Consider the following 20,061-nt stretch of genomic DNA (forward strand, 5'->3'; position numbering starts at 1 on the left):
TTTGAACAACAATAACAAGGGGAACACCCATGAAAATCATTGAGATCCCGGCGTCCGAGGCAGGCCGTTTGCTGCCATTGTTGCAGGACTTGCACGCACTGCACGCGGAACATCAGCCGGAGAGGCATGTACCGGCCCCTGGCAGCGACGATCTGGCTGCCTGGCTGCAGGACTGGCTGCAGGGGGACAACGTCCATGCACTAGCTGCTGAGAGCCCGCAGGGGGCGCTGCTGGGCTACCTGATTTATGAACTGCAGGACCGCCCCGCCCTGCCCATCAGGGCGGCGGAGAAACGCGCCATGCTGCACCATATCTCCGTCACCGAAGCCAGGCGCCGGATGGGTGTTGGCAAGGCGCTGGTGGAAGCCATGAGGACGCGGGCGCTGGCGGAAGGCGCGACCGTGGTTGCGGCCACCTATGCGCCGTTCAACAGCGCCTCCGCCGCGCTGATGCAGGGCATGGGGATGGAACCTGTGCTGACCGTGGCAGAGTGGCGCGCCTGAGGTCAGCCCCCGGAACAGTCGAGGCCGGCGGAGATGGCAACAATGCCCTGGCGGCCCGCAAGCTCACTGAGGCCGCCGTACACGCGGCAGCCTGAGACGCTGCGGATCAAGTTCAGCAATTGCACCTCGGCAATCTCAGGCAATACAGGCACCGCACTGGTTCCGGCTGCGCTCAGCACCGCAATACCGGCGCTGCCCTCGCGCATCACACTGAGGGCCAGCCTGCGTCCGTTGATGCCGACGCTATGCTCGGCAACCACCTGACGGGCTGTCCCGCCCTCCCCGGCAGTTCCAGCTGCGGGCAAAGGCTCAACGCTGACCGCCGGGGGCAGCGGCACCGCCGCCTTGGTCTCAAAGAAACTGGAAACCGGTGCCCCGGCCACTGACATTACCGCTGCCAAGAAGAAAACCCGCACTGCACATCCACCCGTTCATTTGTTCACCCAGGGCATCAGGCTAGGCGTGAAATGGGGCGAGAAGGTGCCGGGGCGCAGGACAATGCGCGCAGCTTTTTCCGACAATTGAAGGCAGCAGGCATACGGACCACATGCCCCAAAAGAAAACGGGCCGCGCAGCGCGACCCGTTTCCGGAAATCATCTCGAAAGGAAGGCTTACTTGATTTTGCCTTCTTTGTACTCGACGTGCTTGCGCACAACCGGGTCATACTTACGCACAACCATTTTCTCGGTCATGGTGCGTGCATTTTTCTTGGTCACATAGAAGTGGCCGGTGCCCGCGCTCGAGTTCAGGCGGATCTTGATGGTGGTCGGCTTCGCCATGGTGCTTCTCCTGCGTCCGAAAAGGCAGGGGCCTCTCGGTAAATTCCTATCTGAAGCCCGGCTTTTACCCGCCCTGTGCCCCAAGTCAACAGCCAAATCGCCCGGAAGCCGCCCCGGAAGGCCAAATCTGCCGCCCCGGACGGCAGAACCGGGGTTTTCGGCTGCGCAACCCCGCTGAAACACGGTGAAACATGGCCTTAACGGCTGTTTGCCCCATTTTATTGGCATAACCCGTCGCGCCACATACCGAAAGCCCTGCCGATGCCTGAGCACAGGGAGACCAGCCAGACAGATCCGCAGCCGAATCTTCTGGTGCAGGCGGTGGCCGGGCTGTCGGTTTCACTGCGGTACAAGCTGCTGGCCGCCTTCCTGACCGGGACCGGGCTGGTCATCCTGCTTGCCATTCTGGGGTTGCAGACACTGCAGCAGGCAAATGAGCGAACCCGCCTGCTGATCCGCGATCAGCAGCAGATCGCAGCTTACAACCGCATCTATCAAAGTGCAGGCGACACCATGGTATTTGCCCTGTCCAGCAAAACCGGGTCTCCTGGAAGGATGGGGGTGCCCTCTGCCCAGGCCCTGAACGAAGCTAATGACCTGACGGTGATCATCGCCCGTTACGCACGGCAAGTGGAACGGCAGAAGCTGCCAAGGGATCCCCGGCTTGCAAACCTGCAGAAAACCGCAAGCCGCCTGCCGGGGGTTGCGGCGGACCTCGTGCAGGCGCGCAGGTCGGGTGAGACGGCCAAGGTCGCGGAGCTGGTCGATAAACAGTTCACCCCAATCGCCCTGAGCCTGCAACGCGATGCTTATACAATCGCCAAGGACATCGAACGGCGGATGAACCTGCGCGCACAGGAAACCGCGAGAGCCTACGAGCGCGCCCGCGCCCTGGTCATCGGGGCCAGCGCGGCAGCCGTTCTTTTGTCGCTGCTGGCAGGCTATGCAATTTCCTCCTCCGTGCTGTGGCCGGTGGAGCAGATCGGCCGCACCCTGAGTGCGGTCGCCTCCGGGAAATTCACGGCCCGGGCCAGGGTTTCAAACCGGGATGAATTCGGCGGGCTGGCACGGAACGTGAACAGCATGAGCCGGGAACTGGGCGCGCTCTACGAGGAGGTCAATGCGCAAAAGGAAGAACTGCAATCCTGGAACAGCCAGCTGGAGCGCAAGGTGGCGCAGCAGGTCGCAGAACTGGAACGGACCAACAGGCTGCGCCGCTTCCTGCCGGAGCCAGTGGCGGCGATGATCGTGAACGCGGGCGGCGGCAGCACCCTGCTGAACAGCCAGCGCCGCACCGTGACGGTTCTGTTTGCCGACCTGCGTGGCTTTACCGCCTTTGCCAGTGCGGTGCCCCCTGAGCAGGTGATCGCCGCGCTCAACGCCTTCCATCAGGCCTCTGGCCCGCTGATCGAGGAGGCCGGCGGCACTCTGGAGCGGTTTCTGGGTGACGGCCTGCTGGTCCTGTTCAACGCGCCATTGCCCTGCGAGGATCCGGCCAAGCGGGCGCTGACACTAGCGCAGCAGATGCAGGCAGCCTTTCCGGATGCCGTGAAACCGTTCCAAACCGGCAGCAGCCTGATCGGCTTGGGGATCGGGATTGCCACTGGCGAGGCAACACTGGGGCAAATCGGTTTCGAAGGGCGGCTGGACTATGCCGCCATTGGCGCAGCGCCCAATCTGGCAGCCAGGCTGTGCGACAAGGCAGACAGCGGGCAGATCCTGCTGTGCGAGACAACAGCCCAGGCCATAGGTGCGGGTTTGCAAGAGGCCGGAGAGTTCGATTTGAAGGGCATTCCCGGGCCGGCCATCGTCTATGAGCCGATTAAACGCGCAGAAGGCCTGTAAGCCGGATCCTGTCCCCCCTGCCCCGTAAGGCAGGGATCGATGGCCATTCATCTAGGCGGCGCATTGCTGCGCCGCTCAAGCTGCCAACCCGGTCCCTCTCGGCTGAAGCGAACCTAGCGGCGTTTTTCCGGAAGACCGGAACCTGCCCGCGCGGGGACCCTATTTGGCATTGCTCCCGGTGGGGCTTGCCGTGCCGCCCCTGTTGCCAGGGGCGCGGTGGGCTCTTACCCCACCGTTTCACCCTTACCAGCCCGGAGGCTGGCGGTCTGTTTTCTGTGGCGCTTTCCGTCGGGTTTCCCCGCCCGGGCATTACCCGGCACCGCTGCTTCATGGAGTCCGGACTTTCCTCGCGGAGCGGACGCTCCCCGCGGCCATCCAGCCTTCTGCGCGGGGTGAGGCGTAGGAACAACGGCGCGCGGCGTCAAGCGGATAGTTCGGCGGCAGGGGCGTTGCCCCTCTTGGCCCCGGGGCCAATTCACCCCTGGGTATTGCAAACCAGAAAGAAGCCCGCCGGTCTCTTAGGCAAGCGGCAGGAAATCTTCAGCAGAGAGCGGGCCGCGCGCCCAGGGGCGGAACCGGAGGCGTACGGCGGCCAGCAGCGTTTCATCAGCGGAAAGCGCCGTGAAACCGGCGGCGGCGGCGGCGGTGCGGAAGTGCGAGAAGGTCACTGTCTGCGGCAGAGGTGCGCCCCCGCCATCCGCAGCCAGCCCCTGCCGGGCCAGGCGCGCCCAGTCAAAGCGGGGACCCGGATCGAACTTGCGGCCCGGCGCCATGCAGGAATGGCCGATCACGCCCGCAGGCGGGATATTCCAGCGCTGCATGATGCCCTGCATCAAATCTTCGAGCACCGCCATCTGCAGCGCGCTGAAAGGATGGGTACCGAGGTTGTCGAGCTCAATGCCGATAGAACGGGAGTTGATATCCTCCTGCCCGGCCCACTCGCCTGCCCCCGCGTGCCAGGCCCGGCTGTCCTCGGCCACCATCTGCCAGAGGGTCCCATCCGCGCCGATCAGGTAGTGGGCGGAGACCTCTGCTGCCGGATCGCAAAGCCGCTCCAGCGCCGCACGCGCACTGTCCATAGCGGTGTAGTGCAAAACAATCAGGGACGGTGTCAGACCGTCCCTGCGCGGCCCGAAGTTCGGGCTGGGATGCCAAATGGCGCCTGGCTGATCAGCCCTGCCCGTATCAGGCGTCATCAGTTCTGGACGGCCAGCCGGTACGGCGCCGGATCCCAGCCGCAAGCAAAGCCGTCTCCGTCCGGATCCAGCACCTTGCGGTCCCGCTGAGGGCCGCCGCTTTCGAGGAACGCGATCTGGGCCTGATCCGGCGACGCAAACTCGGCGCAGTTGCGCGCGCTGCGGGCCTTCAGGTTGATGCCTGCGCGAGTATAGAGGCGCACCCCCTTGGGGTTGGAGGTGCTGAGCGCGTATTTGACGATGTTCGGCCCGGTATCGCCGGCCCGCTGCGGCACGGCAGTGGGCTGCACCTGCTGGTACTGCGACCGCTGGCGCTCAAGCCGGGCGGCATCGCTTTCGATCGACTGGCGGGAGGCAACCGCCTCAAAGTCATTCTCGTCCGAAATACTGGCGTTGCCGATCAGCGCCGGCGCCGGGTTGGAGGGGCTTGCATCCAGCGGTGCAGTGCCGGTGCTGGAACTGCTGCGCGAGGCGGCCAGGGCTGCCTCTGTCTGGCGGGCGATATCGGCATCGCTGGACGCCGCCGCAGCGGTGCTGAAGGTACCGGCCGAAGTGGTGGCGGCAGCGCTGCGTAGCGCCGCCCCTGACGGGGACGGCACCGACTCGGTGGATACCCGCGCCGGCGGCACCAGCGGATCGCCATTGATGGTGGTGCCTGCGGCCGGCGGCGGCGCAAACGGGTCGCCGTCGATGCCAACGCCCGCGGCGCTGTCCGGAACCTGGGGGGAACAGGCAGCCATAACCAGAAGGCTGCCTGCGGCGGCGTAAGATGCGAATGCGCGCATGGGGTACCTGTCAGCTCTGCTCAATTGCTTGCGCAGAGGTTTACCACCATTGCTGCGGTTTGGCTACAAAGCCGGCCGCATTCTCCAGCGCATAGGCAGTGTTCAGCAGATCACCCTCTTCCCAGGGCTTGCCGATCAGTTGCAGCCCCAGCGGCAGGCCCTGGCTGTCCAGCCCTGCAGGCACCGCGACACCCGGCAGGCCCGCCAGGTTCACGGTGACGGTGAACACGTCGTTCAGGTACATCTGCACCGGATCTGCCTCTGTCATCTCACCAAGGCCAAAGGCAGCGGACGGGGTGGCCGGGGTCAGGATTGCGTCGACACCGGCAGCAAAAGCGTCCTCGAAGTCCTTCTTGATCAGGGTGCGGACGCGGCGGGCGCGGTTGTAATAGGCGTCGTAGAAGCCGGCCGACAGCACGTAGGTGCCGACCATGACGCGGCGCTGCACTTCGTGGCCGAAGCCCTCGGCGCGGGTCTTCTCGTACATCTCGGTGATGCCGTCACCAGCCTCCAGCGTGGCGCGGCGGCCGTAGCGGACGCCATCATAGCGCGCCAGGTTCGAGGAGGCCTCAGCCGGGGCAATCACGTAGTAGGCCGGAAGTGCGTATTTGGTGTGGGGCAGCGAGATATCGACGATCTCGGCACCGGCGGCCTTCAGCATCTCGGCACCATCGGACCACAGTTTCTCGATTTCACCCGGCATGCCGTCCATGCGATATTCCTTGGGGATACCGATCTTCTTGCCGCGGATGTCGCCGGTCAGCATCGCCTCGAAATCCGGAACCGCCAGTTCGGCAGAGGTCGAATCCTTCGGGTCGTGGCCGCACATGGCTTCCAGCATGATGGCGGCGTCGCGCACCGACTTGGTCATCGGGCCGGCCTGATCCAGCGAGGAGGCAAAGGCAACGATGCCCCAGCGCGAGCAGCGGCCGTAGGTCGGCTTGATGCCAACGGTGCCGGTGAAGGCAGCGGGCTGGCGGATCGAGCCGCCGGTGTCGGTGCCGGTGGCCGCGAGGCAGAGGTCTGCTGCCACGGCAGAGGCGGAACCGCCGGAGGAGCCGCCCGGGGTCAGCTGGGCATCGTCATTGCCGCGGCGCCAGGGGCTGACGGCGTTGCCGTAGACGGAAGTTTCGTTGGAGGAGCCCATGGCGAACTCATCCATGTTCAGCTTGCCCAGCATGACGGAGCCGGCATCGGCCAGCTTCTGGCTGACGGTGGATTCATACTCCGGCTTGAAGCCTTCGAGGATCTTGGAGGCCGCCTGCGAGGGCACACCCTTGGTGCAGAACAGATCCTTGATGCCGATTGGCAGGCCGCACATTGAGGGGGCATTGCCCGCCTTGATGCGCTCGTCCGCAGCCTTGGCGCGTTCCATTGCCAGCTCAGGCGTCTTGTGCACGAAGGCATTGAGCGCATCAGCCGCGTCGATTGCCTTGAGGCAGGCCTCGGTCAGTTCAACGGAGGTGGTATCGCCCTTGCGCAGCGCATCGCGGGCCTCTGCCAGGGTCAATTTATTGAGTTCGGTCATTTTATCGCCTCTCTTAGGCAAATGTCATTGGGCTCCGCCCGTTCACAGCTGAAACCGTCCCCCGGACGGTTTCCAAGACGCTGCTCACTACTCCACGACTTTGGGCACTGCGAAGAAGCCTTCGCGGGCGTCCGGCGCATTGGCCAGCACCTTGTCCTGCTGGCTGCCGTCGGTGACTTCATCCACCCGGCGCTTCAGGCGCTGCGGGGTGACGGAGGTCATCGGCTCGACGCCCTCGACATCCACCTCGTTCAGCTGCTCGATGAAGCCCAGGATGTTGTTGAACTCGTCTGCCAGCGCCGGCAGAGCGTCGTCCTCGACCTTGATCCGGGCCAGTTTGGCCACCTTGGCGGCGGTGCTTTGGTCAATCGACATGGAAACCCTCATCTGGTGTTGGGTAGGCATTTACCGCCGTGCCGCCTGCGCTGCAAGCCTGCAACGGGTGGCCGGGCGGCAATCAGACCCGCAGGCATAATTTCCGGCACGTCCGCATTCCTTTTCGCCCGCAGCCTGTTAGGCTGCCGCCAACGACAACAGCAAGGCCAACGGGAGGAAAAACCGATGAAGATCATTTGGCTGGGCCACGGCTCATTCCGTATCGAAACAAGCGGCCTGGTGCTGCTGGTGGACCCCTGGCTGAGCGGCAACCCGGTCTTGCCCGAAGAAAGCCACGAGGCGGCGGTTGCAGGTGCCACTCATATCCTGCTGACCCACGTGCATTTCGACCATGTGGTGGACGTACTGCCCTTGGCGAAGCGGCTTGAGGTGCCGGTGGTGGGGCAATACGACCTGATGGGCCTCTGGGGCGAGACCGAAGGGGTGCAGACTACCGGGTTCAACAAGGGCGGCACGGTGGACCTCGGCGGCGTCAAGGTTGCGATGGTTCCGGCCTCCCACAGCTCCACCTTCAACACCCAGGACGGGCTGCGCACCGGCGGTTCGGAAGTGGGCTACATGCTGATGGCGGAGGGCAAGACGGTCTACCTGTCCGGCGACACCGCGATCATGGCCGACATGGAGTGGATGGGCGATTACTACAAGCCGGACGTTGGCATCCTGTCGGCGGGCGGCCATTTCACCATGGACATGAAACAAGCCGCCTATGCGGCGAAGCGTTATTTCAATTTCAAAACGGTGATTCCCTGCCACTACAAGAGCTTCCCGGTCCTGGAGCAGGACGCCAAGGACCTGACCGAAGGGCTGCCCGGCGTCGATGTCATTGAGCCGGAAGTGATGAAGGCAATCGAAGTCTGAGCCGCGCGGTGTAAAGGCTCTCTCCCGCCCGTCGCCGGATCTGTCAGGCAGTTCCGCTCCCGTTGGGCGTGGCTCCGGGCCTGCGGCCCGGCGCGGACGCGTTTCAAGCCGCCGGTTTCGTCTGCGGCACGGTGAACGCCGCACGGGCTGCAGCCGCCTTCTCGCGGCAGATGCAGCCGCGGGCGTGGTCGTTGATCAGCCCCATCGCCTGCATGAAGGCAAAGGCGGTAGTGGGGCCGACAAATTTCCAGCCGCGTTTCTTGAGCGCCTTGGACAGCGCCACGGATTCAGGACTGGTGGAGACGGTCTGCGGCTCCGGCAGGTCTTCCGCCTTCGGCTCGAAACTCCAGAAAAACGCTGCCAGCGAGCCCGCCTCCGCCACCAGTTCCTGGGCGCGCGCAGCATTGTTGATCACCGCTTCGATCTTGCCGCGGTGGCGGATGATGCCCTTGTCCTGCAGCAGCCGTTCCACATCCGCTACGCCGAATTCCGCCATTTTGTTGAAATCAAACCCGGCAAAGGCGGCGCGGAAGTTCTCGCGCTTGTCGAGAATGGTCCGCCAGCTGAGACCGGACTGGAAACTTTCGAGGCACACCTTCTCGAACAGGCGGATATCCTCGCCCACCGGATAGCCCCATTCCTCGTCGTGGTACCGCAGGAAATCCGGCGCCGAGCCAGCCCAGGCACAGCGGCTATGACCATCGGCTGCGGTGAAAATGCGGCTCATTCGCCGCCCCGCAGGAAATCCAGCCGGGGATCCATCATGGTCGGCGCCACGCCGATGATCTCCGGCTCCACCACGCCGCCGGTCACAAAAGGATCCTGCGCGACACGGGCGAACAGGTCCTCCTCGCTTTCGCCCACGGCGAGGATCGCGCCACCCTCGCCATCGGTCATGGAGCCGGCAGCAAGAAAAACCCCGTCCTCGAACCCCTGCTGCAGCCAGGCTTTGTGGCCATCCAGAAACTCGGCCAGGCGGCCCTTCTGCTCTGCAAATGTCAGCAAAATGAAATACATGTTTGTCTCCTGTGATGCGTATTAACGGGGATGATCCTGTGGCAGCTGACCGCGTAGCCAGTCCTGCATCAGCGCCACTTCGCGGTTGATGAAATCCACATCGCCAAAAGCCTGAGCCAGCGTTGCAGCCCCCTGACTGCGTGCCAGCAGGTGCATGGCCAGGGCATCCGATTCCGTGCCGCAGCCCAGCTCTTCGAACTGGCGGCAGAGCCACGTCCGGAACAGGGTAAAAACCGCATTTGCCTGATCCTGCGCCGCATGGTTCAGCTTGCCAAGCTCCGCAACCAGCGTGCCGACCGGACAGCCGTACAGGGTGATCTTGGCCTGGTTGGCGATCAGGATGCGAATGAAGCAGATGATCCGCTGCTCCGGGCCGGCGCCTTCCGCCTGCCAGGTGTTCAACATGGTGCGGGTCGAAGCCAAGCGGCGCGCGATCACCGCTTCAAGGATCTCGTCCTTGGCTTTGAAATGATAATAGAAATTGCCGCGCGAGATGCCGACCGCCGCGGCGATATCCGCAAACGACGTCGCCTCGAACCCGCGTTCATAGAACAGCTGGTCCGCGGCCTCAGCGATCCTGTCTTTGGTTGCTGGCTGTGGCATCTCCACCCCTAGGACGTTTAACCTAAATGGAACCTAGGACATTTGACCTACAGGTACAACCGGCCAGCGAAGCAACGGCACGTCACATGCTCCATGATCAGCGTTTGCCGGCAAAGAACTCCTTGAGCAGCGCGCTGGCCTCGCCTTCCGCTATCCCGTCATAGACCTCAGGCGCGTGATGCGCCTGCGGATGGGAGAACACACAGGCGCCATGCGCCACGCCGCCGGACTTGGGATCAGCGGCGCCGTAGTACACCCGGCGGATGCGTGCGGCGGCGATGGCCGCGGCGCACATCGCGCAGGGCTCCAGCGTCACATAGAGGTCGTAGCCCGTGAGCCGCTCGCTGCCCAAGGCGGCACAGGCCGCGCGGATTGTCAGAATCTCGGCGTGGGCGGTGGGATCGTTCAGTTCGCGGGTGCGGTTGCCTGCCAGCGCCGCCACCTGCCCGTCCGGCGCGATCAGCGCGGCACCCACGGGAACCTCGCCGCGTTCTGCCGCCGCCCGCGCCTCAGCCAGCGCCTTATCCATATGCGATTTGAATGCCATACGCTCCGCTCAGCTTGAATGCAGCAAGGCTATACACTTAGAAAAGTTTCGGCCCGGCGGCAACGCCGGGCAGCGCCCGTCCGCCCCCATGGGCGGGCGCTTCGTTTCCCGCCCGCGGCCGGGCTCTGCCCTCACCACACTTTGCCCGCCCTCGATTGCCCGCTTTCGCAAGGCGGCGGAATGCTCTATGGCACGGGCATGAGCAAAATACCCGCATCCCCCAAGGGCAAACCGGCCCCGAAATCCCAGCCCCGCAAAGCGCCTTCCAAACCCGAAGGCGCCGCGCCTGAGGGCGACCGCATCGCCAAGGTCCTGTCGCGCGCCGGCGTTGCCTCGCGCCGCGAAGCCGAGCGCATGATTGCGGAGGGCCGCGTTTCGGTGAACGGCAAGAAGATCGACAGCCCGGCGCTGAACGTGACCGCGGCAGACCGGATCAGTGTCGACGGCCAGCCGCTTCCGGAGGCCGAGGCGCCGCGGATGTGGCTGTATTACAAGCCCACCGGCCTGGTGACGTCGAACAGCGACGAAAAAGGCCGCAAGACGATCTTTGACGAGCTGCCAGAGGAAATGCCGCGGGTGATGACGGTGGGACGGCTCGACCTCAACTCCGAAGGTCTCTTGCTGCTGACCAATGACGGCGGCATCAAGCGCAAGCTGGAGCTGCCCGCCACCGGCTGGCTGCGCCGCTACCGGGTGCGGATCAACGGCCGCCCCAAAGACGAGGATTTTGCCCCGTTGCGCAAGGGCCTGGTGATCGAGGGGGAGAAGTTCCAGCCGATGACCGTGTCGCTGGACCGCCAGCAGGGCGCAAATGCCTGGCTGACCGTGGGCCTGCGCGAGGGCAAGAACCGTGAAATCCGCCGCGCGATGGAGGATATCGGCTATAGCGTGAACCGGCTGCTGCGGGTGTCCTACGGGCCGTTCCAGTTGGGCGACTTGAAACCGGGCGACGTGGAAGAACTGCGTCCGCGTGTGGTGCGCGATCAGCTGGGGCTTGAACCGGAAGAGGAAAAGCCGGTCGGCCGCCCCACCCGGTCCCGCGGCGGCAAGCCTGCTGGCCGGCCTATGGGTAAGCCAGGCGGCAAACCGGCTGGCAAGGCACCGGCGAAAACCGGCAAACCGGGCGGCAAGCCCGCAGCACCGCGCAGCGACCGCCCCACCCAGCGCGGCGGCGGCAAGCGTCCGATCGGCAAGAATCCCCGCCGCTGAGCCAATTCCCGCAGACTTCCCCCTAGCAACAACGCCCGCTATCCCCTAGATTTCCAATCAGTTAGTCTTCGCTGGCGGTCTGGGGGGCCTTTCGCGTGCAGAAACTTGCCTATGCTGCCCTGTTGATCCTGATGTTCGGCCTAAGCACCGGCTGGATCGTGGGGGGCTGACCGCATGGCACAGCGTTACGGCGGCAAGTTCAGCCCGGATGGGAAACCCTCGCCGCAGGACAAGCCCGCGCAGCAATCCTTCCGCAACGCCCAGGTGGACCCGGTTGGCATGCGCGCCAACCTGATGTTCCTGCCGCCCGCCATCCTGACATTGCTTTCCCTGAACGACGGCGCCACCGGACTTGCGCTGGGGCTGATCGGCGCGGGGCTTTGGACCGGCGGCGCCTTCCTGCTGCGCGAGGGGCTGAAGGCCGAAGCCGCCTACGGCGCCCGCAAGGTGGCACGCAAGCCCGCCCTGCCCCGCAAGATCCTGGCAGCACTTCTGACCGGCGGCGGCGCGGCGCTGGCGGCCTGGAAGGCCGAACCGGGCATCCTGAATGCCGCCGTTTACGGCGCCGCTGCAGCGGGCCTGCATATCACCGCCTTTGGCATCGACCCGCTGCAGGACAAGGGCGTCGAGGGCGTCGACGATTTCCAGCAGTCCCGGGTCGCCCGCGCGGTGGATGAGGCGGAGCAGAGCCTTGCCGCGATGACGAACGCCGCTCTGCGCGCCCGGGACCGCAAGGTCGAGGCGCGGGTGGAGCAGTTCCAGTCCGTCGCCCGCGAGCTGTTCCGCACGGTGGAGGAAGACCCGCGCGACCTGACCGCCGCCCGCAAGTACCTGACCGTCTATTTGCAGGGCGCCCGCGATGCGACGGTGAAATTCGCCGATATCTATGCCCGCAGCCAGGACGCCCAGGCCCGCGCCGATTACCTGGCACTGCTGGACGATCTGGAACAAAACTTTGCCGCGCGCACCCGCAAAATGCTGGTGGAGGACCGCACGGACCTGACCATTGAAATTGATGTGCTGCGCGACCGGTTGCAGCGTGAAGGGGTCCATCTGGACCAGAACTGATTAAGGGGAGCCATTCATGTCTGAAGCCGTTCAACAAAAGGCCGCCCAGGCCGAAGCCTTGGTCACCGAAGTCACCGCCATCGAACTGCCCGAACCCGTGGCAGAGGTTCAGCCCCTGGAACAGGCCGATGAACCGACCAGTGAGGCGATCCGGCAGCGGATGGACCAGATCGACATGGACGACACCAACTCGATCATCCATTTCGGCTCTGCCGCACAGGCTGAACTGCAGACCATCAGCCAGGCAATGCTGTCTGACGTCCGCAACAAGGACGTGGGGCCTGCGGGGGACTCCTTACGCAATATCGTGGCCACGATCCGCGGCTTTTCGGTCTCCGAACTGGACGTGCGCCGCAAGGCGACCTTCTGGGAGCGGCTTCTGGGCAAGGCGACGCCCTTCGTGAAATTCACCGCGCGCTATGAAACCGTGCAGGGGCAGATCGACCGGATCACCGACGACCTCCTGGGCCACGAGCACACCCTGCTGAAAGACATCAAATCGCTCGATCTTCTCTATGAAAAGACGCTGCAATTCTATGATGAGCTGGCACTCTATATTGCCGCAGGCGAAGCCAAGCTGGCAGAACTGGACGGCACCGCCATCCCGGCCAAGGAAGCCGAGGTGCAGGCAGCCCCCGAAGGCGATCAGGTGATGAAGGCGCAGGAGCTGCGCGACCTGCGTGCCGCCCGCGATGACTTGGAGCGGCGGGTGCATGACCTGAAGCTGACCCGCCAGGTCACCATGCAGTCGCTGCCCTCGATCCGGCTGGTGCAGGAAAACGACAAGTCGCTGGTGACCAAGATCAACTCCACCCTGGTGAACACCGTGCCGCTGTGGGAAACTCAGCTGGCGCAGGCCCTGACCATCCAGCGTTCGGCCCAGGCCGCGGCGGCAGTGCGCGATGCCAATGACCTGACCAATGAACTCCTGACCTCCAACGCCGCCAACCTGCGCCAATCGAACGAGATGATCCGCAAGGAAATGGAGCGCGGAGTGTTTGATATCGAAGCGGTGAAACAGGCCAATGCGGATCTGATCGGCACCATTCAGGACAGTCTCAAGATCGCCGACGAGGGCAAGGCCAAACGCGCTGCCGCCGAGGAAGATCTGCAGAAAATGGAAGCGGAGTTGCGCGATACGCTGGCCGCTGCCAAGGCGCGGCGCGACGGGGTTGGCGACAACGCCGGCACCGCTGTGCCGGGTTAAGAAAGGCAGCGGGAGTGCAGGCAATCCATACACTTTGGAAGAGCGCAGCGGCCTTTGCCGTGCTGGCCGCTTTAAGCGCATGCCTGCCCTTTGACCAGGCAGAATCTCTAGTGCCGCAGGCCCGGCCTGCAGTGCCCCAGCCTGCGGTCTACAAACCCTCTGCCGACAGCGCCCAGCTGGCCTACTACTACAACGCATTGGAGCGGGACCTGCTGACCCGCGGCCTTTTGCGCACTGACGGCGGCGGGCCGGACACACCGTTTGACGCCGAGGATCTGGCGGCAAGCTTCGAGCAACTGGCTTTCTATGATGAATACGGCGGGTCCGGCATTTCCGGGGGGCTCGGCCGCTGGTCCGGCCCGGTCCGGATCGCAGCGGAGTTCGGTCCCTCGGTGCAAGCGGGCCAGCGGGTGCAGGACCGGGAAACACTGGCCGAATACGCCGCGCGGCTGGCGCGGATCACCGGCCATTCCATCAGCACCGTCAGCGGCAGGGCCAATTTCCACGTGATCTTTGCCAGCCTCGACGACAGCGCGTATGTCGCTGAACGGGTGCGCGAACTGCTGCCCGCGATCAGTGCCCGCGACCTGTCGCTGCTGGCTGCGCCGCCGCGCAGCTACTATTGCCTGGTGGTGGCAGGCGGGCCGCAGGGAGATCCGCTGTCCTATACCCGCGGGGTTGCACTGATCCGGGCAGAGCATCCCGACCTGGTGCGCAAGAGCTGCGTGCACGAGGAAGTGGCACAAGGGCTGGGCCTCAGGAACGACAGCCCGCGTGCGCGCCCCTCGATCTTCAACGATGACGACGAATTTGCGCTGCTGACCAGCTTTGACGAAAAGCTGCTGCAGATGCTGTATGATCCAAGACTGAAGGTGGGGATGAGCCTGGAAGAGGCCCGCCCCCTGATCCGCATTCTCGCCCGCGAGGCGATGGGCCAGGAACTTTAGGCCGCCACAGGAAGAGGACCTGAAACATGGGTATTTTCGATTTTCTCAAAGGCGAATTCATTGATGTCATTCATTGGGTGGATGACACCCATGACACCATGGTCTGGCGGTTCGAACGCGAAGGCCATGAAATCAAATACGGCGCCAAGCTGACGGTGCGCGAGGGCCAGGCGGCAGTGTTCGTGCACGAGGGTCAGCTGGCGGATGTGTTCACCCCCGGTCTCTACATGCTCGAGACCAACAACATGCCGGTCATGACCACGCTGCAGCACTGGGACCACGGCTTCCAGTCGCCGTTCAAGTCTGAGGTCTACTTTGTCGACACCACCCGTTTCAGCGACCTGAAATGGGGCACCAAGAACCCGATCATCTGCCGCGACCCGGAATTCGGGCCCGTCCGGCTGCGCGCCTATGGCACCTATACGATCAAGGTCGCCGACCCGGCCCGCTTCCTGAGCGAGATCGTCGGCACCGATGGTGAATTCACCATGGACGAGATCTCCTATCAGATCCGCAATATCATCGTGCAGGAGTTTTCCCGCGTGATTGCCGGCTCCGGCATTCCGGTTCTGGACATGGCCGCCAATACTGCCGACCTGGGCAAACTGGTGGCGGCAGAGATTTCCGGCACCCTGGCCGACTACGGCCTGATGATGCCGGAGCTGTACATTGAGAATATCTCGCTGCCGCCTGCGGTGGAGGAAGCCATGGACAAGCGCACCCAGATGGGCGTGCTGGGCGATCTGGGCCGCTACACTCAGTTTTCGGCAGCTGAGGCGATGACCGCCGCCGCCAAGACCCCGAACAGCGGCATGGGTGCCGGAATGGGAATGGGCATGGGTATGGCGATGGCGCAGCAGATGGGCCAGGCTCTGCAGGGAGGCGCCGCCTCTCAGGCAGCGGGTCAGCCGTCCGGGCCATGGGGAGCGCGGCCCGAACCCGCTGCGCCGCAGCCGGCAGCGCCCGTGGCGCCGCCCCCGCCGCCGGTGGAGCACGTCTGGCACATTGCGGTGGACGGGCAGACCTCTGGTCCGTTCTCCAAGGCGCGGATGGGGCGGATGGCGCAGGACGGCACCCTGACACGCGAGACCCACGTCTGGACCCCGGGCCAGGACGGCTGGAAACGCGCAGGCGAAGTGATGGAGCTTGCACAGCTGTTCACCATCCTGCCGCCGCCTCCCCCGCCGCCGGCGCCGCCAGCCGGGTGACACCGCCGCAGGGCAGCCAGCCGCTGCCCAGCCCGCTTGACTGACACTGCCGACAGGTTGCCCCCCGTGACGATGCCCCCGCCGCCGCCCGCCGAAACCGTGCCTGCCCCCGACGATGAGACCCACCGCTTCCCGTGCGAGCAGTGCGGTGCCGATTACACCTATGACCCGGCCAAAGGCACGCTGACCTGCGGCCATTGCGGCCACACCGAAAGCATCCGCAGCGGACCCTGGAAGGGATCCGCCCTGCAGGAGTTGGATTTCCGCGCTGCCGTGGCCGATCAGCTGCCCGAGGCAGAGATCGAAGTGACGAGGGTCTCCACCTGCCCCAACTGCGCCGCGCAGGTGGAATTCGATCCGGACACCCACGCCAAGGAATGCCCGTTCTGCGCAACGCCTGTGGTGACCGGCACCGGTGAGAACCGGCACATCAAACCCAAAGGCGTGCTGCCCTTTGCGGTTGAAGAACGCGCCGCGCACAAGGCGATGACGGATTGGCTGGGCGGCCTGTGGTTTGCCCCGAACGGCCTCAGAGAATACGCCCGAAAGGGACGGCGGATGCAGGGCATCTATGTGCCTTACTGGACCTATGACGCCCAGACCCACAGCAGCTACACCGGCCAGCGCGGCACCGTTTATTATGTGACCGAAACCTTCCAGCACGAAGGCAAGACCCGCTCCCGGCAGGTCGCCAAGGTACGCTGGACGCCCGCCTCGGGCCGGGTGCAGCGGTTTTTCGATGATGTGCTGGTGCTGGCCTCAAAAAGCCTGCCCAAAAAATACACTGAGGGGCTGGAGCCCTGGGACCTGGCGCAGCTGGAACCTTACCAGCCGCAGTATCTGGCAGGCTTCCGGGCTGAAGCCTACACCGTGGATCTGGAGGCTGGTTTTGCCGAGGCCGGGCAGAAGATGGACCGGGTGATCGAGCGTGACGTGCGCTTTGACATCGGCGGCGACCGCCAGCGGATTGCCCATATCGACACCAAAGTGTCTGAGGTAACCTTCAAGCACATCCTGCTGCCGGTCTGGCTCGCCGCTTACAAATACCGCGGCAAGACCTATCGCTTTGTGGTCAACGGCCAATCCGGCCGGGTGCAGGGCGAGCGGCCTTATTCAGCCTGGAAAATTGCCTTTGCCGTGCTGCTGGCCTTGCTGATCGGTGCCGGGATCGCCCTGGTCGCCAGCCAGCAGTAACCCTGCAAAAACGGAAGGGGACGCTGCCGCCCCCTTCCTGAACCGGCCGGTTCCTTTCCCCGGGTTCTGAGCCGGAACCCTTGGCCGGCCTCCCTGTCAGCCTTTGCTGATTTCGATCCTGCGGGCGGTCTCCGGCTGTTCCAGCGCCTTCCTCGGCACTGCGATATGCAGCACGCCGTCCTCCATCCGGGCCGAGGCCCCCTGCCCGTCTGCATCCTCCGGCAGGCGGAAGGACCGGCGGAAGGCGCCATACTGGCGCTCGCTGAAATACCAGGTGTCGCCCTTCTTCTCGGACTGTGTCTTCTTCTCGCCGCGGATCGTCAGCACGCCGTTGTCCACGGTCAGCTCGACATCCTCCAGCGAAACACCCGGAAGCTCCATCGCGATGTCATAGGCTTCCTTGCCCGAGGACGCCTCGGTTGCGGGCGTGAGCCAGTCGGCCAGCCGCGCACCAAAGCTGCGGAAAGGATCATATAGCGACGGCCAGAAGCCGCCATGTTCGGTTTTTTCCACCATTGTTCAGCCTCCTTTCTTGTTGCATCCCATTGTACCGCCTGCCCCGCCGCACCGCCTTGATCCGGCGCAAAGGCAATGCCTGTGCCGGAAATTTTCAGGCCGCGGCCTCGCCAGTGCCCGGCAAAGGCGCTAGAGCAGTTGCGGACAATCGGGCAATGGCCTGCAGGTCAAAACAAATCAAAGGCAGGAGTAGACATGCGCGCACTTATCCAACGGGTCAGCGAAGCCTCTGTGACAGTCGATGGCGAGGTTATCGGCGAGGTCGGTCCCGGGCTGCTGGTGCTGGTCTGTGCGATGGCCGGTGACAGCGAGGCGCAGGCGGACCAACTGGCCGCCAAGATTTCCAAGATGAGAATCTTCAAGGACGACGCAGGCAAAATGAACCGTTCGGTGCTGGATACCGGCGGCGGCGTGCTGGTGGTCAGCCAGTTTACCCTGGCGGCCGACACAAAGCGCGGCAACCGGCCCGGCTTTTCCACCGCTGCGGCCCCGGCTGAGGGCGAACGGCTCTATGAATATTTTGCGGACCAGCTGTCTGCGCTGGGTTTGGAAACTGCAAAAGGCCGGTTCGGCGCCGACATGAAGGTGCGCCTGCTGAATGACGGTCCGGTGACCATCTGGATGGATACTGAACACCCCTGATCCGCCCCTTGGAGCCCAGCCTGCCAGCGCGCCGCATTGCCGCTGCCCGTTGTGGTCCAACCGCCATACCGGGCAGGTCAGTTGGCGGCGTAGAGGGCGTTTTTAGACCGGAAAGCACCGATTCTGTCCCTTGGGCGGCCTGTCGGCCTTGCCCGCCGGGCAGATTCGCAAAAAATCCGCAATTTCTCCGCATCAATATTTCCTGTCGTATTCCAGCGCTTTTTTTGCTTTACACAGGACAGAGACCGCAAAAACGGCACCTTACTTGAGAAAGGCGACACCCACTGTTTGTGCCGCACGAAACCGTGCAGATGGCTTCCCCGGCGTAGCGCTAATAACGCTTGCGAGTTAGCGGTAAATACGCAAATCTTAAATCGCCAATCAAAAAAACAGGTGCCTCAGCACCGCAACCAATCGGGAGAACTCAATGAACCGACATATGCAGTATCTGGCCAGCCAGGCCGCGGCAGGCAAACTGTCACGCCGTGATTTCCTGGGCAAAGCCGCCGCACTGGGCTTTACCGCCGTATCCGCGAACCTGCTGCTGTCCACCGCCGCCAAGGCGGCCGGCCCGCAGAAGGGCGGCACCATCCGCCTCGGCCTGCAGGGCGGCTCCACCACCGACAGCCTGGACCCGGCGCTGGTCACCAACACCGTTGGCCTGATGGTCACCCGTCTGTGGGGTGAAACCCTGGTCGAGCTGGCCGACGACGGCGGCATCGAGGGCAAGCTGGCCGAAAGCTATGAAGCCTCTGCCGACGCCAAGACCTGGACCTTCAAGCTGCGCTCCGGCGTGACCTACTCCAACGGCCAGAGCGTCACGGTTGACGACGTGGTCAAAACCATGGAGCGCCACAGCGGTGAAGACACCAAGTCCGGCGCCCTGGGCATCATGCGCGGCATCAAGGACGTGCGCGCAGACGGCGACAGCGTTGTTTTCGAACTGGACAGCCCGAACGCCGACCTGCCCTACCTGCTGGCCGACTACCACCTGATCATCCAGCCGAACGGCGGCAATGACGATCCGGCAGCCGCCATCGGCACCGGCCCCTACATCATGAAGTCCTCCGACATGGGCGTGCGCTTCGTGGCCGAGAAGAACCCGAACTACTGGGGTGATCTGGGCAACGCGGACACCGTGGAAATCATCGTCATCAACGACGACACCGCCCGCGTCGCAGCGCTGCAGTCCGGCCAGGTGGACGTGATCGACCGGGTGCCCCCGCGCACCGCAAAACTGGTCGACCGCGCACCGAACATCACCGTGCACTCGACCTCCGCGGCGGGCCACTATGTGTTCATCATGCATTGCAACACCGCACCGTTTGACAACAACGACGTGCGCATGGCGCTGAAATACGGCATCAACCGCGAGGAAATGGTCGACAAGATCCTGAACGGCTACGGCACTGTCGGCAACGACACCCCGATCAACGCCTCCTATCCGATGTACACCGAGCTGGAACAGCGCCAGTTCGACCCGGACAAGGCGATGCACCACCTGAAGAAGGCGGGCCACGACGGCTCTATCCTGCTGCGCACCTCGGACAACTCCTTCCCGGGCGCACCCGATGCCTCCGCGCTGTTCCAGCAGTCGCTGTCCAGCGCCGGCATCCAGCTGGACGTCAAGCGCGAGCCGAACGACGGCTACTGGTCGGAAGTCTGGAACGCCAAGCCGTTCTGCACCAGCTACTGGGGCGGCCGTCCGACCCAGGACCAGATGTTCACCACCGCCTATCTGTCCACCGCGGACTGGAACGACACCCGCTTCAACAACGAGCAGTTCGACCAGATGCTGGTGGCAGCGCGCGGCGAACTGGACGTTGCCAAGCGGACGCAGATGTATGCCGACATGTCGACCATCCTGCGGGACGAAGGCGGCCTGATCTGCCCGATGTTCAACGACTTCGTCGAAGCGACCACCGACAATGTCGACGGCTGGGTCGAAGGCATCCCGGGCCAGGTTCTGATGAACGGCTATGCAGCCAGCAAGCTGTGGGTCAAAGCCTAAT

The 20,061-nt window shown here is 64.2% G+C and carries 23 protein-coding genes, 1 other RNA gene and 2 pseudogenes; 12 read left to right on the forward strand and 14 right to left on the reverse strand.

What is annotated here, in order from left to right; translation table 11 throughout:
* Positions 1–29 precede the first annotated feature (29 nt).
* On the forward strand, positions 30–503 hold the full coding sequence (locus tag RA21_RS11665) for a GNAT family N-acetyltransferase (RefSeq protein ID WP_039149035.1): 474 nt from the start codon (positions 30–32) through the stop codon (positions 501–503).
* Between the two features lie 2 nt (positions 504–505).
* Here RA21_RS11665 and RA21_RS11670 read toward each other — a convergent pair whose 3' ends face one another.
* The 3 genes from RA21_RS11670 to RA21_RS23160 form a co-directional block, all read right to left on the reverse strand.
* Positions 506–892 carry a hypothetical protein gene (locus tag RA21_RS11670; protein ID WP_019295729.1) on the reverse strand — a complete coding sequence of 129 codons (387 nt, stop codon included), beginning with the start codon at positions 890–892 and terminating at the stop codon, positions 506–508.
* 223 nt (positions 893–1,115) lie between these two features.
* Positions 1,116–1,283, reverse strand: a complete 168-nt coding sequence (gene rpmG / locus RA21_RS11675) for a 50S ribosomal protein L33 (RefSeq protein ID WP_008554190.1) — start codon at positions 1,281–1,283, stop codon at positions 1,116–1,118.
* Between the two features lie 339 nt (positions 1,284–1,622).
* Positions 1,623–2,084, reverse strand: a complete 462-nt coding sequence (locus RA21_RS23160; RefSeq protein ID WP_152610537.1) for a hypothetical protein — start codon at positions 2,082–2,084, stop codon at positions 1,623–1,625.
* A gap of 39 nt (positions 2,085–2,123) precedes the next feature.
* Between RA21_RS23160 and RA21_RS23505 the strand changes: the two are divergent.
* Positions 2,124–2,321, forward strand: a pseudogene (locus RA21_RS23505) (hypothetical protein); the annotation flags it as partial.
* Here RA21_RS23505 and RA21_RS23165 read toward each other — a convergent pair.
* A complete protein-coding gene (locus RA21_RS23165) occupies positions 2,322–2,672 on the reverse strand; it encodes a hypothetical protein (protein ID WP_082008936.1) in 351 nt (116 codons plus the stop codon).
* Here RA21_RS23165 and RA21_RS23510 point away from each other — a divergent pair.
* Positions 2,631–3,023 (forward strand): annotated as a pseudogene (locus RA21_RS23510) (adenylate/guanylate cyclase domain-containing protein); the annotation flags it as partial. The gene RA21_RS23165 and the pseudogene RA21_RS23510 sit on opposite strands and share 42 nt — an antisense overlap.
* Positions 3,024–3,109: 86 nt before the next feature.
* Here the strand turns inward: RA21_RS23510 and rnpB are convergent.
* The 5 genes from rnpB to gatC all read right to left on the reverse strand — a co-directional run bounded on the left by rnpB (position 3,110) and on the right by gatC (position 7,012).
* Positions 3,110–3,515: RNase P RNA component class A (gene rnpB, locus RA21_RS21995), an RNA gene on the reverse strand.
* 131 nt (positions 3,516–3,646) lie between these two features.
* Positions 3,647–4,324: an N-acetylmuramoyl-L-alanine amidase gene (locus tag RA21_RS11685; protein ID WP_039149038.1), complete on the reverse strand. Its 678-nt coding sequence runs from the start codon at positions 4,322–4,324 to the stop codon at positions 3,647–3,649.
* Positions 4,324–5,109 carry a hypothetical protein gene (locus RA21_RS11690; RefSeq protein WP_039149042.1) on the reverse strand — a complete coding sequence of 262 codons (786 nt, stop codon included), beginning with the start codon at positions 5,107–5,109 and terminating at the stop codon, positions 4,324–4,326. The genes RA21_RS11685 and RA21_RS11690 overlap by 1 nt, the downstream gene beginning before the upstream one ends.
* Before the next feature lie 40 nt (positions 5,110–5,149).
* Positions 5,150–6,637 carry an Asp-tRNA(Asn)/Glu-tRNA(Gln) amidotransferase subunit GatA gene (gatA, locus tag RA21_RS11695; protein WP_039149045.1) on the reverse strand — a complete coding sequence of 496 codons (1,488 nt, stop codon included), beginning with the start codon at positions 6,635–6,637 and terminating at the stop codon, positions 5,150–5,152.
* A gap of 87 nt (positions 6,638–6,724) precedes the next feature.
* Positions 6,725–7,012 (reverse strand): Asp-tRNA(Asn)/Glu-tRNA(Gln) amidotransferase subunit GatC, encoded by a 288-nt coding sequence (gatC, locus tag RA21_RS11700; RefSeq protein ID WP_039149048.1) that lies wholly within the window; start codon positions 7,010–7,012, stop codon positions 6,725–6,727.
* Positions 7,013–7,198: 186 nt separating this feature from the next.
* Here gatC and RA21_RS11705 point away from each other — a divergent pair, with 186 nt between their 5' ends.
* Positions 7,199–7,891 carry a metal-dependent hydrolase gene (locus RA21_RS11705; protein WP_039149050.1) on the forward strand — a complete coding sequence of 231 codons (693 nt, stop codon included), beginning with the start codon at positions 7,199–7,201 and terminating at the stop codon, positions 7,889–7,891.
* 103 nt (positions 7,892–7,994) lie between these two features.
* Here the strand turns inward: RA21_RS11705 and RA21_RS11710 are convergent, their stop codons facing one another.
* From RA21_RS11710 to RA21_RS11725, 4 genes are all read right to left on the reverse strand, one after another.
* Entirely contained in the window at positions 7,995–8,618 is a 624-nt protein-coding gene (locus RA21_RS11710; protein WP_039149053.1) for a DNA-3-methyladenine glycosylase I, read from the reverse strand.
* Positions 8,615–8,908, reverse strand: a complete 294-nt coding sequence (locus RA21_RS11715) for a YciI family protein (protein WP_019295737.1) — start codon at positions 8,906–8,908, stop codon at positions 8,615–8,617. The genes RA21_RS11710 and RA21_RS11715 overlap by 4 nt, the downstream gene beginning before the upstream one ends.
* A gap of 21 nt (positions 8,909–8,929) precedes the next feature.
* Entirely contained in the window at positions 8,930–9,511 is a 582-nt protein-coding gene (locus RA21_RS11720) for a TetR/AcrR family transcriptional regulator (protein WP_039149056.1), read from the reverse strand.
* 97 nt (positions 9,512–9,608) lie between these two features.
* A complete protein-coding gene (locus RA21_RS11725; protein WP_039149059.1) occupies positions 9,609–10,058 on the reverse strand; it encodes a nucleoside deaminase in 450 nt (149 codons plus the stop codon).
* A gap of 198 nt (positions 10,059–10,256) precedes the next feature.
* On the opposite strand from RA21_RS11725, the gene RA21_RS11730 reads away from it, so the two are divergent.
* The 6 genes from RA21_RS11730 to RA21_RS11755 all read left to right on the forward strand — a co-directional run bounded on the left by RA21_RS11730 (position 10,257) and on the right by RA21_RS11755 (position 16,891).
* Positions 10,257–11,267 (forward strand): pseudouridine synthase, encoded by a 1,011-nt coding sequence (locus tag RA21_RS11730; RefSeq protein WP_039149139.1) that lies wholly within the window; start codon positions 10,257–10,259, stop codon positions 11,265–11,267.
* Between the two features lie 174 nt (positions 11,268–11,441).
* Positions 11,442–12,335, forward strand: coding sequence for a 5-bromo-4-chloroindolyl phosphate hydrolysis family protein (locus RA21_RS11735; RefSeq protein WP_039149061.1), 894 nt, complete (start codon positions 11,442–11,444; stop codon positions 12,333–12,335).
* Positions 12,336–12,351: 16 nt separating this feature from the next.
* Positions 12,352–13,542, forward strand: a complete 1,191-nt coding sequence (locus tag RA21_RS11740; RefSeq protein WP_039149064.1) for a toxic anion resistance protein — start codon at positions 12,352–12,354, stop codon at positions 13,540–13,542.
* Between the two features lie 59 nt (positions 13,543–13,601).
* Positions 13,602–14,489, forward strand: a complete 888-nt coding sequence (locus RA21_RS11745; protein WP_082008937.1) for a DUF2927 domain-containing protein — start codon at positions 13,602–13,604, stop codon at positions 14,487–14,489.
* Positions 14,490–14,515: 26 nt separating this feature from the next.
* Positions 14,516–15,697 carry an SPFH domain-containing protein gene (locus tag RA21_RS11750; RefSeq protein WP_039149067.1) on the forward strand — a complete coding sequence of 394 codons (1,182 nt, stop codon included), beginning with the start codon at positions 14,516–14,518 and terminating at the stop codon, positions 15,695–15,697.
* Positions 15,698–15,769: 72 nt separating this feature from the next.
* A complete protein-coding gene (locus RA21_RS11755) occupies positions 15,770–16,891 on the forward strand; it encodes a TFIIB-type zinc finger domain-containing protein (RefSeq protein WP_052257644.1) in 1,122 nt (373 codons plus the stop codon).
* Between the two features lie 96 nt (positions 16,892–16,987).
* Here the strand turns inward: RA21_RS11755 and RA21_RS11760 are convergent, their stop codons facing one another.
* Positions 16,988–17,407: an Hsp20/alpha crystallin family protein gene (locus tag RA21_RS11760; RefSeq protein WP_039149070.1), complete on the reverse strand. Its 420-nt coding sequence runs from the start codon at positions 17,405–17,407 to the stop codon at positions 16,988–16,990.
* 195 nt (positions 17,408–17,602) lie between these two features.
* Here RA21_RS11760 and dtd point away from each other — a divergent pair, with 195 nt between their 5' ends.
* On the forward strand, positions 17,603–18,049 hold the full coding sequence (dtd, locus tag RA21_RS11765; protein ID WP_039149073.1) for a D-aminoacyl-tRNA deacylase: 447 nt from the start codon (positions 17,603–17,605) through the stop codon (positions 18,047–18,049).
* Positions 18,050–18,476: 427 nt separating this feature from the next.
* Positions 18,477–20,060, forward strand: a complete 1,584-nt coding sequence (locus RA21_RS11770; protein WP_039149075.1) for an ABC transporter substrate-binding protein — start codon at positions 18,477–18,479, stop codon at positions 20,058–20,060.
* Position 20,061 lies beyond the last annotated feature (1 nt).

It is taken from the genome of Leisingera sp. ANG-DT (genome assembly GCF_000813785.1).
Lineage (GTDB): Bacteria > Pseudomonadota > Alphaproteobacteria > Rhodobacterales > Rhodobacteraceae > Leisingera.

Bases quoted from the DNA above. Each gene is read 5' to 3' on its own strand.
- RA21_RS11665 (WP_039149035.1), top strand. From the start codon at position 30: ATGAAAATCATTGAGATCCCGGCGTCCGAGGCAGGCCGTTTGCTGCCA.
- RA21_RS11670 (WP_019295729.1), bottom strand. From the start codon at position 892: ATGTCAGTGGCCGGGGCACCGGTTTCCAGTTTCTTTGAGACCAAGGCG.
- rpmG (WP_008554190.1), bottom strand. From the start codon at position 1,283: ATGGCGAAGCCGACCACCATCAAGATCCGCCTGAACTCGAGCGCGGGC.
- RA21_RS23165 (WP_082008936.1), bottom strand. From the start codon at position 2,672: ATGGAAGGCGTTGAGCGCGGCGATCACCTGCTCAGGGGGCACCGCACT.
- RA21_RS11685 (WP_039149038.1), bottom strand. From the start codon at position 4,324: ATGACGCCTGATACGGGCAGGGCTGATCAGCCAGGCGCCATTTGGCAT.
- RA21_RS11690 (WP_039149042.1), bottom strand. From the start codon at position 5,109: ATGCGCGCATTCGCATCTTACGCCGCCGCAGGCAGCCTTCTGGTTATG.
- gatA (WP_039149045.1), bottom strand. From the start codon at position 6,637: ATGACCGAACTCAATAAATTGACCCTGGCAGAGGCCCGCGATGCGCTG.
- gatC (WP_039149048.1), bottom strand. From the start codon at position 7,012: ATGTCGATTGACCAAAGCACCGCCGCCAAGGTGGCCAAACTGGCCCGG.
- RA21_RS11705 (WP_039149050.1), top strand. From the start codon at position 7,199: ATGAAGATCATTTGGCTGGGCCACGGCTCATTCCGTATCGAAACAAGC.
- RA21_RS11710 (WP_039149053.1), bottom strand. From the start codon at position 8,618: ATGAGCCGCATTTTCACCGCAGCCGATGGTCATAGCCGCTGTGCCTGG.
- RA21_RS11715 (WP_019295737.1), bottom strand. From the start codon at position 8,908: ATGTATTTCATTTTGCTGACATTTGCAGAGCAGAAGGGCCGCCTGGCC.
- RA21_RS11720 (WP_039149056.1), bottom strand. From the start codon at position 9,511: ATGCCACAGCCAGCAACCAAAGACAGGATCGCTGAGGCCGCGGACCAG.
- RA21_RS11725 (WP_039149059.1), bottom strand. From the start codon at position 10,058: ATGGCATTCAAATCGCATATGGATAAGGCGCTGGCTGAGGCGCGGGCG.
- RA21_RS11730 (WP_039149139.1), top strand. From the start codon at position 10,257: ATGAGCAAAATACCCGCATCCCCCAAGGGCAAACCGGCCCCGAAATCC.
- RA21_RS11735 (WP_039149061.1), top strand. From the start codon at position 11,442: ATGGCACAGCGTTACGGCGGCAAGTTCAGCCCGGATGGGAAACCCTCG.
- RA21_RS11740 (WP_039149064.1), top strand. From the start codon at position 12,352: ATGTCTGAAGCCGTTCAACAAAAGGCCGCCCAGGCCGAAGCCTTGGTC.
- RA21_RS11750 (WP_039149067.1), top strand. From the start codon at position 14,516: ATGGGTATTTTCGATTTTCTCAAAGGCGAATTCATTGATGTCATTCAT.
- RA21_RS11755 (WP_052257644.1), top strand. From the start codon at position 15,770: ATGCCCCCGCCGCCGCCCGCCGAAACCGTGCCTGCCCCCGACGATGAG.
- RA21_RS11760 (WP_039149070.1), bottom strand. From the start codon at position 17,407: ATGGTGGAAAAAACCGAACATGGCGGCTTCTGGCCGTCGCTATATGAT.
- dtd (WP_039149073.1), top strand. From the start codon at position 17,603: ATGCGCGCACTTATCCAACGGGTCAGCGAAGCCTCTGTGACAGTCGAT.
- RA21_RS11770 (WP_039149075.1), top strand. From the start codon at position 18,477: ATGAACCGACATATGCAGTATCTGGCCAGCCAGGCCGCGGCAGGCAAA.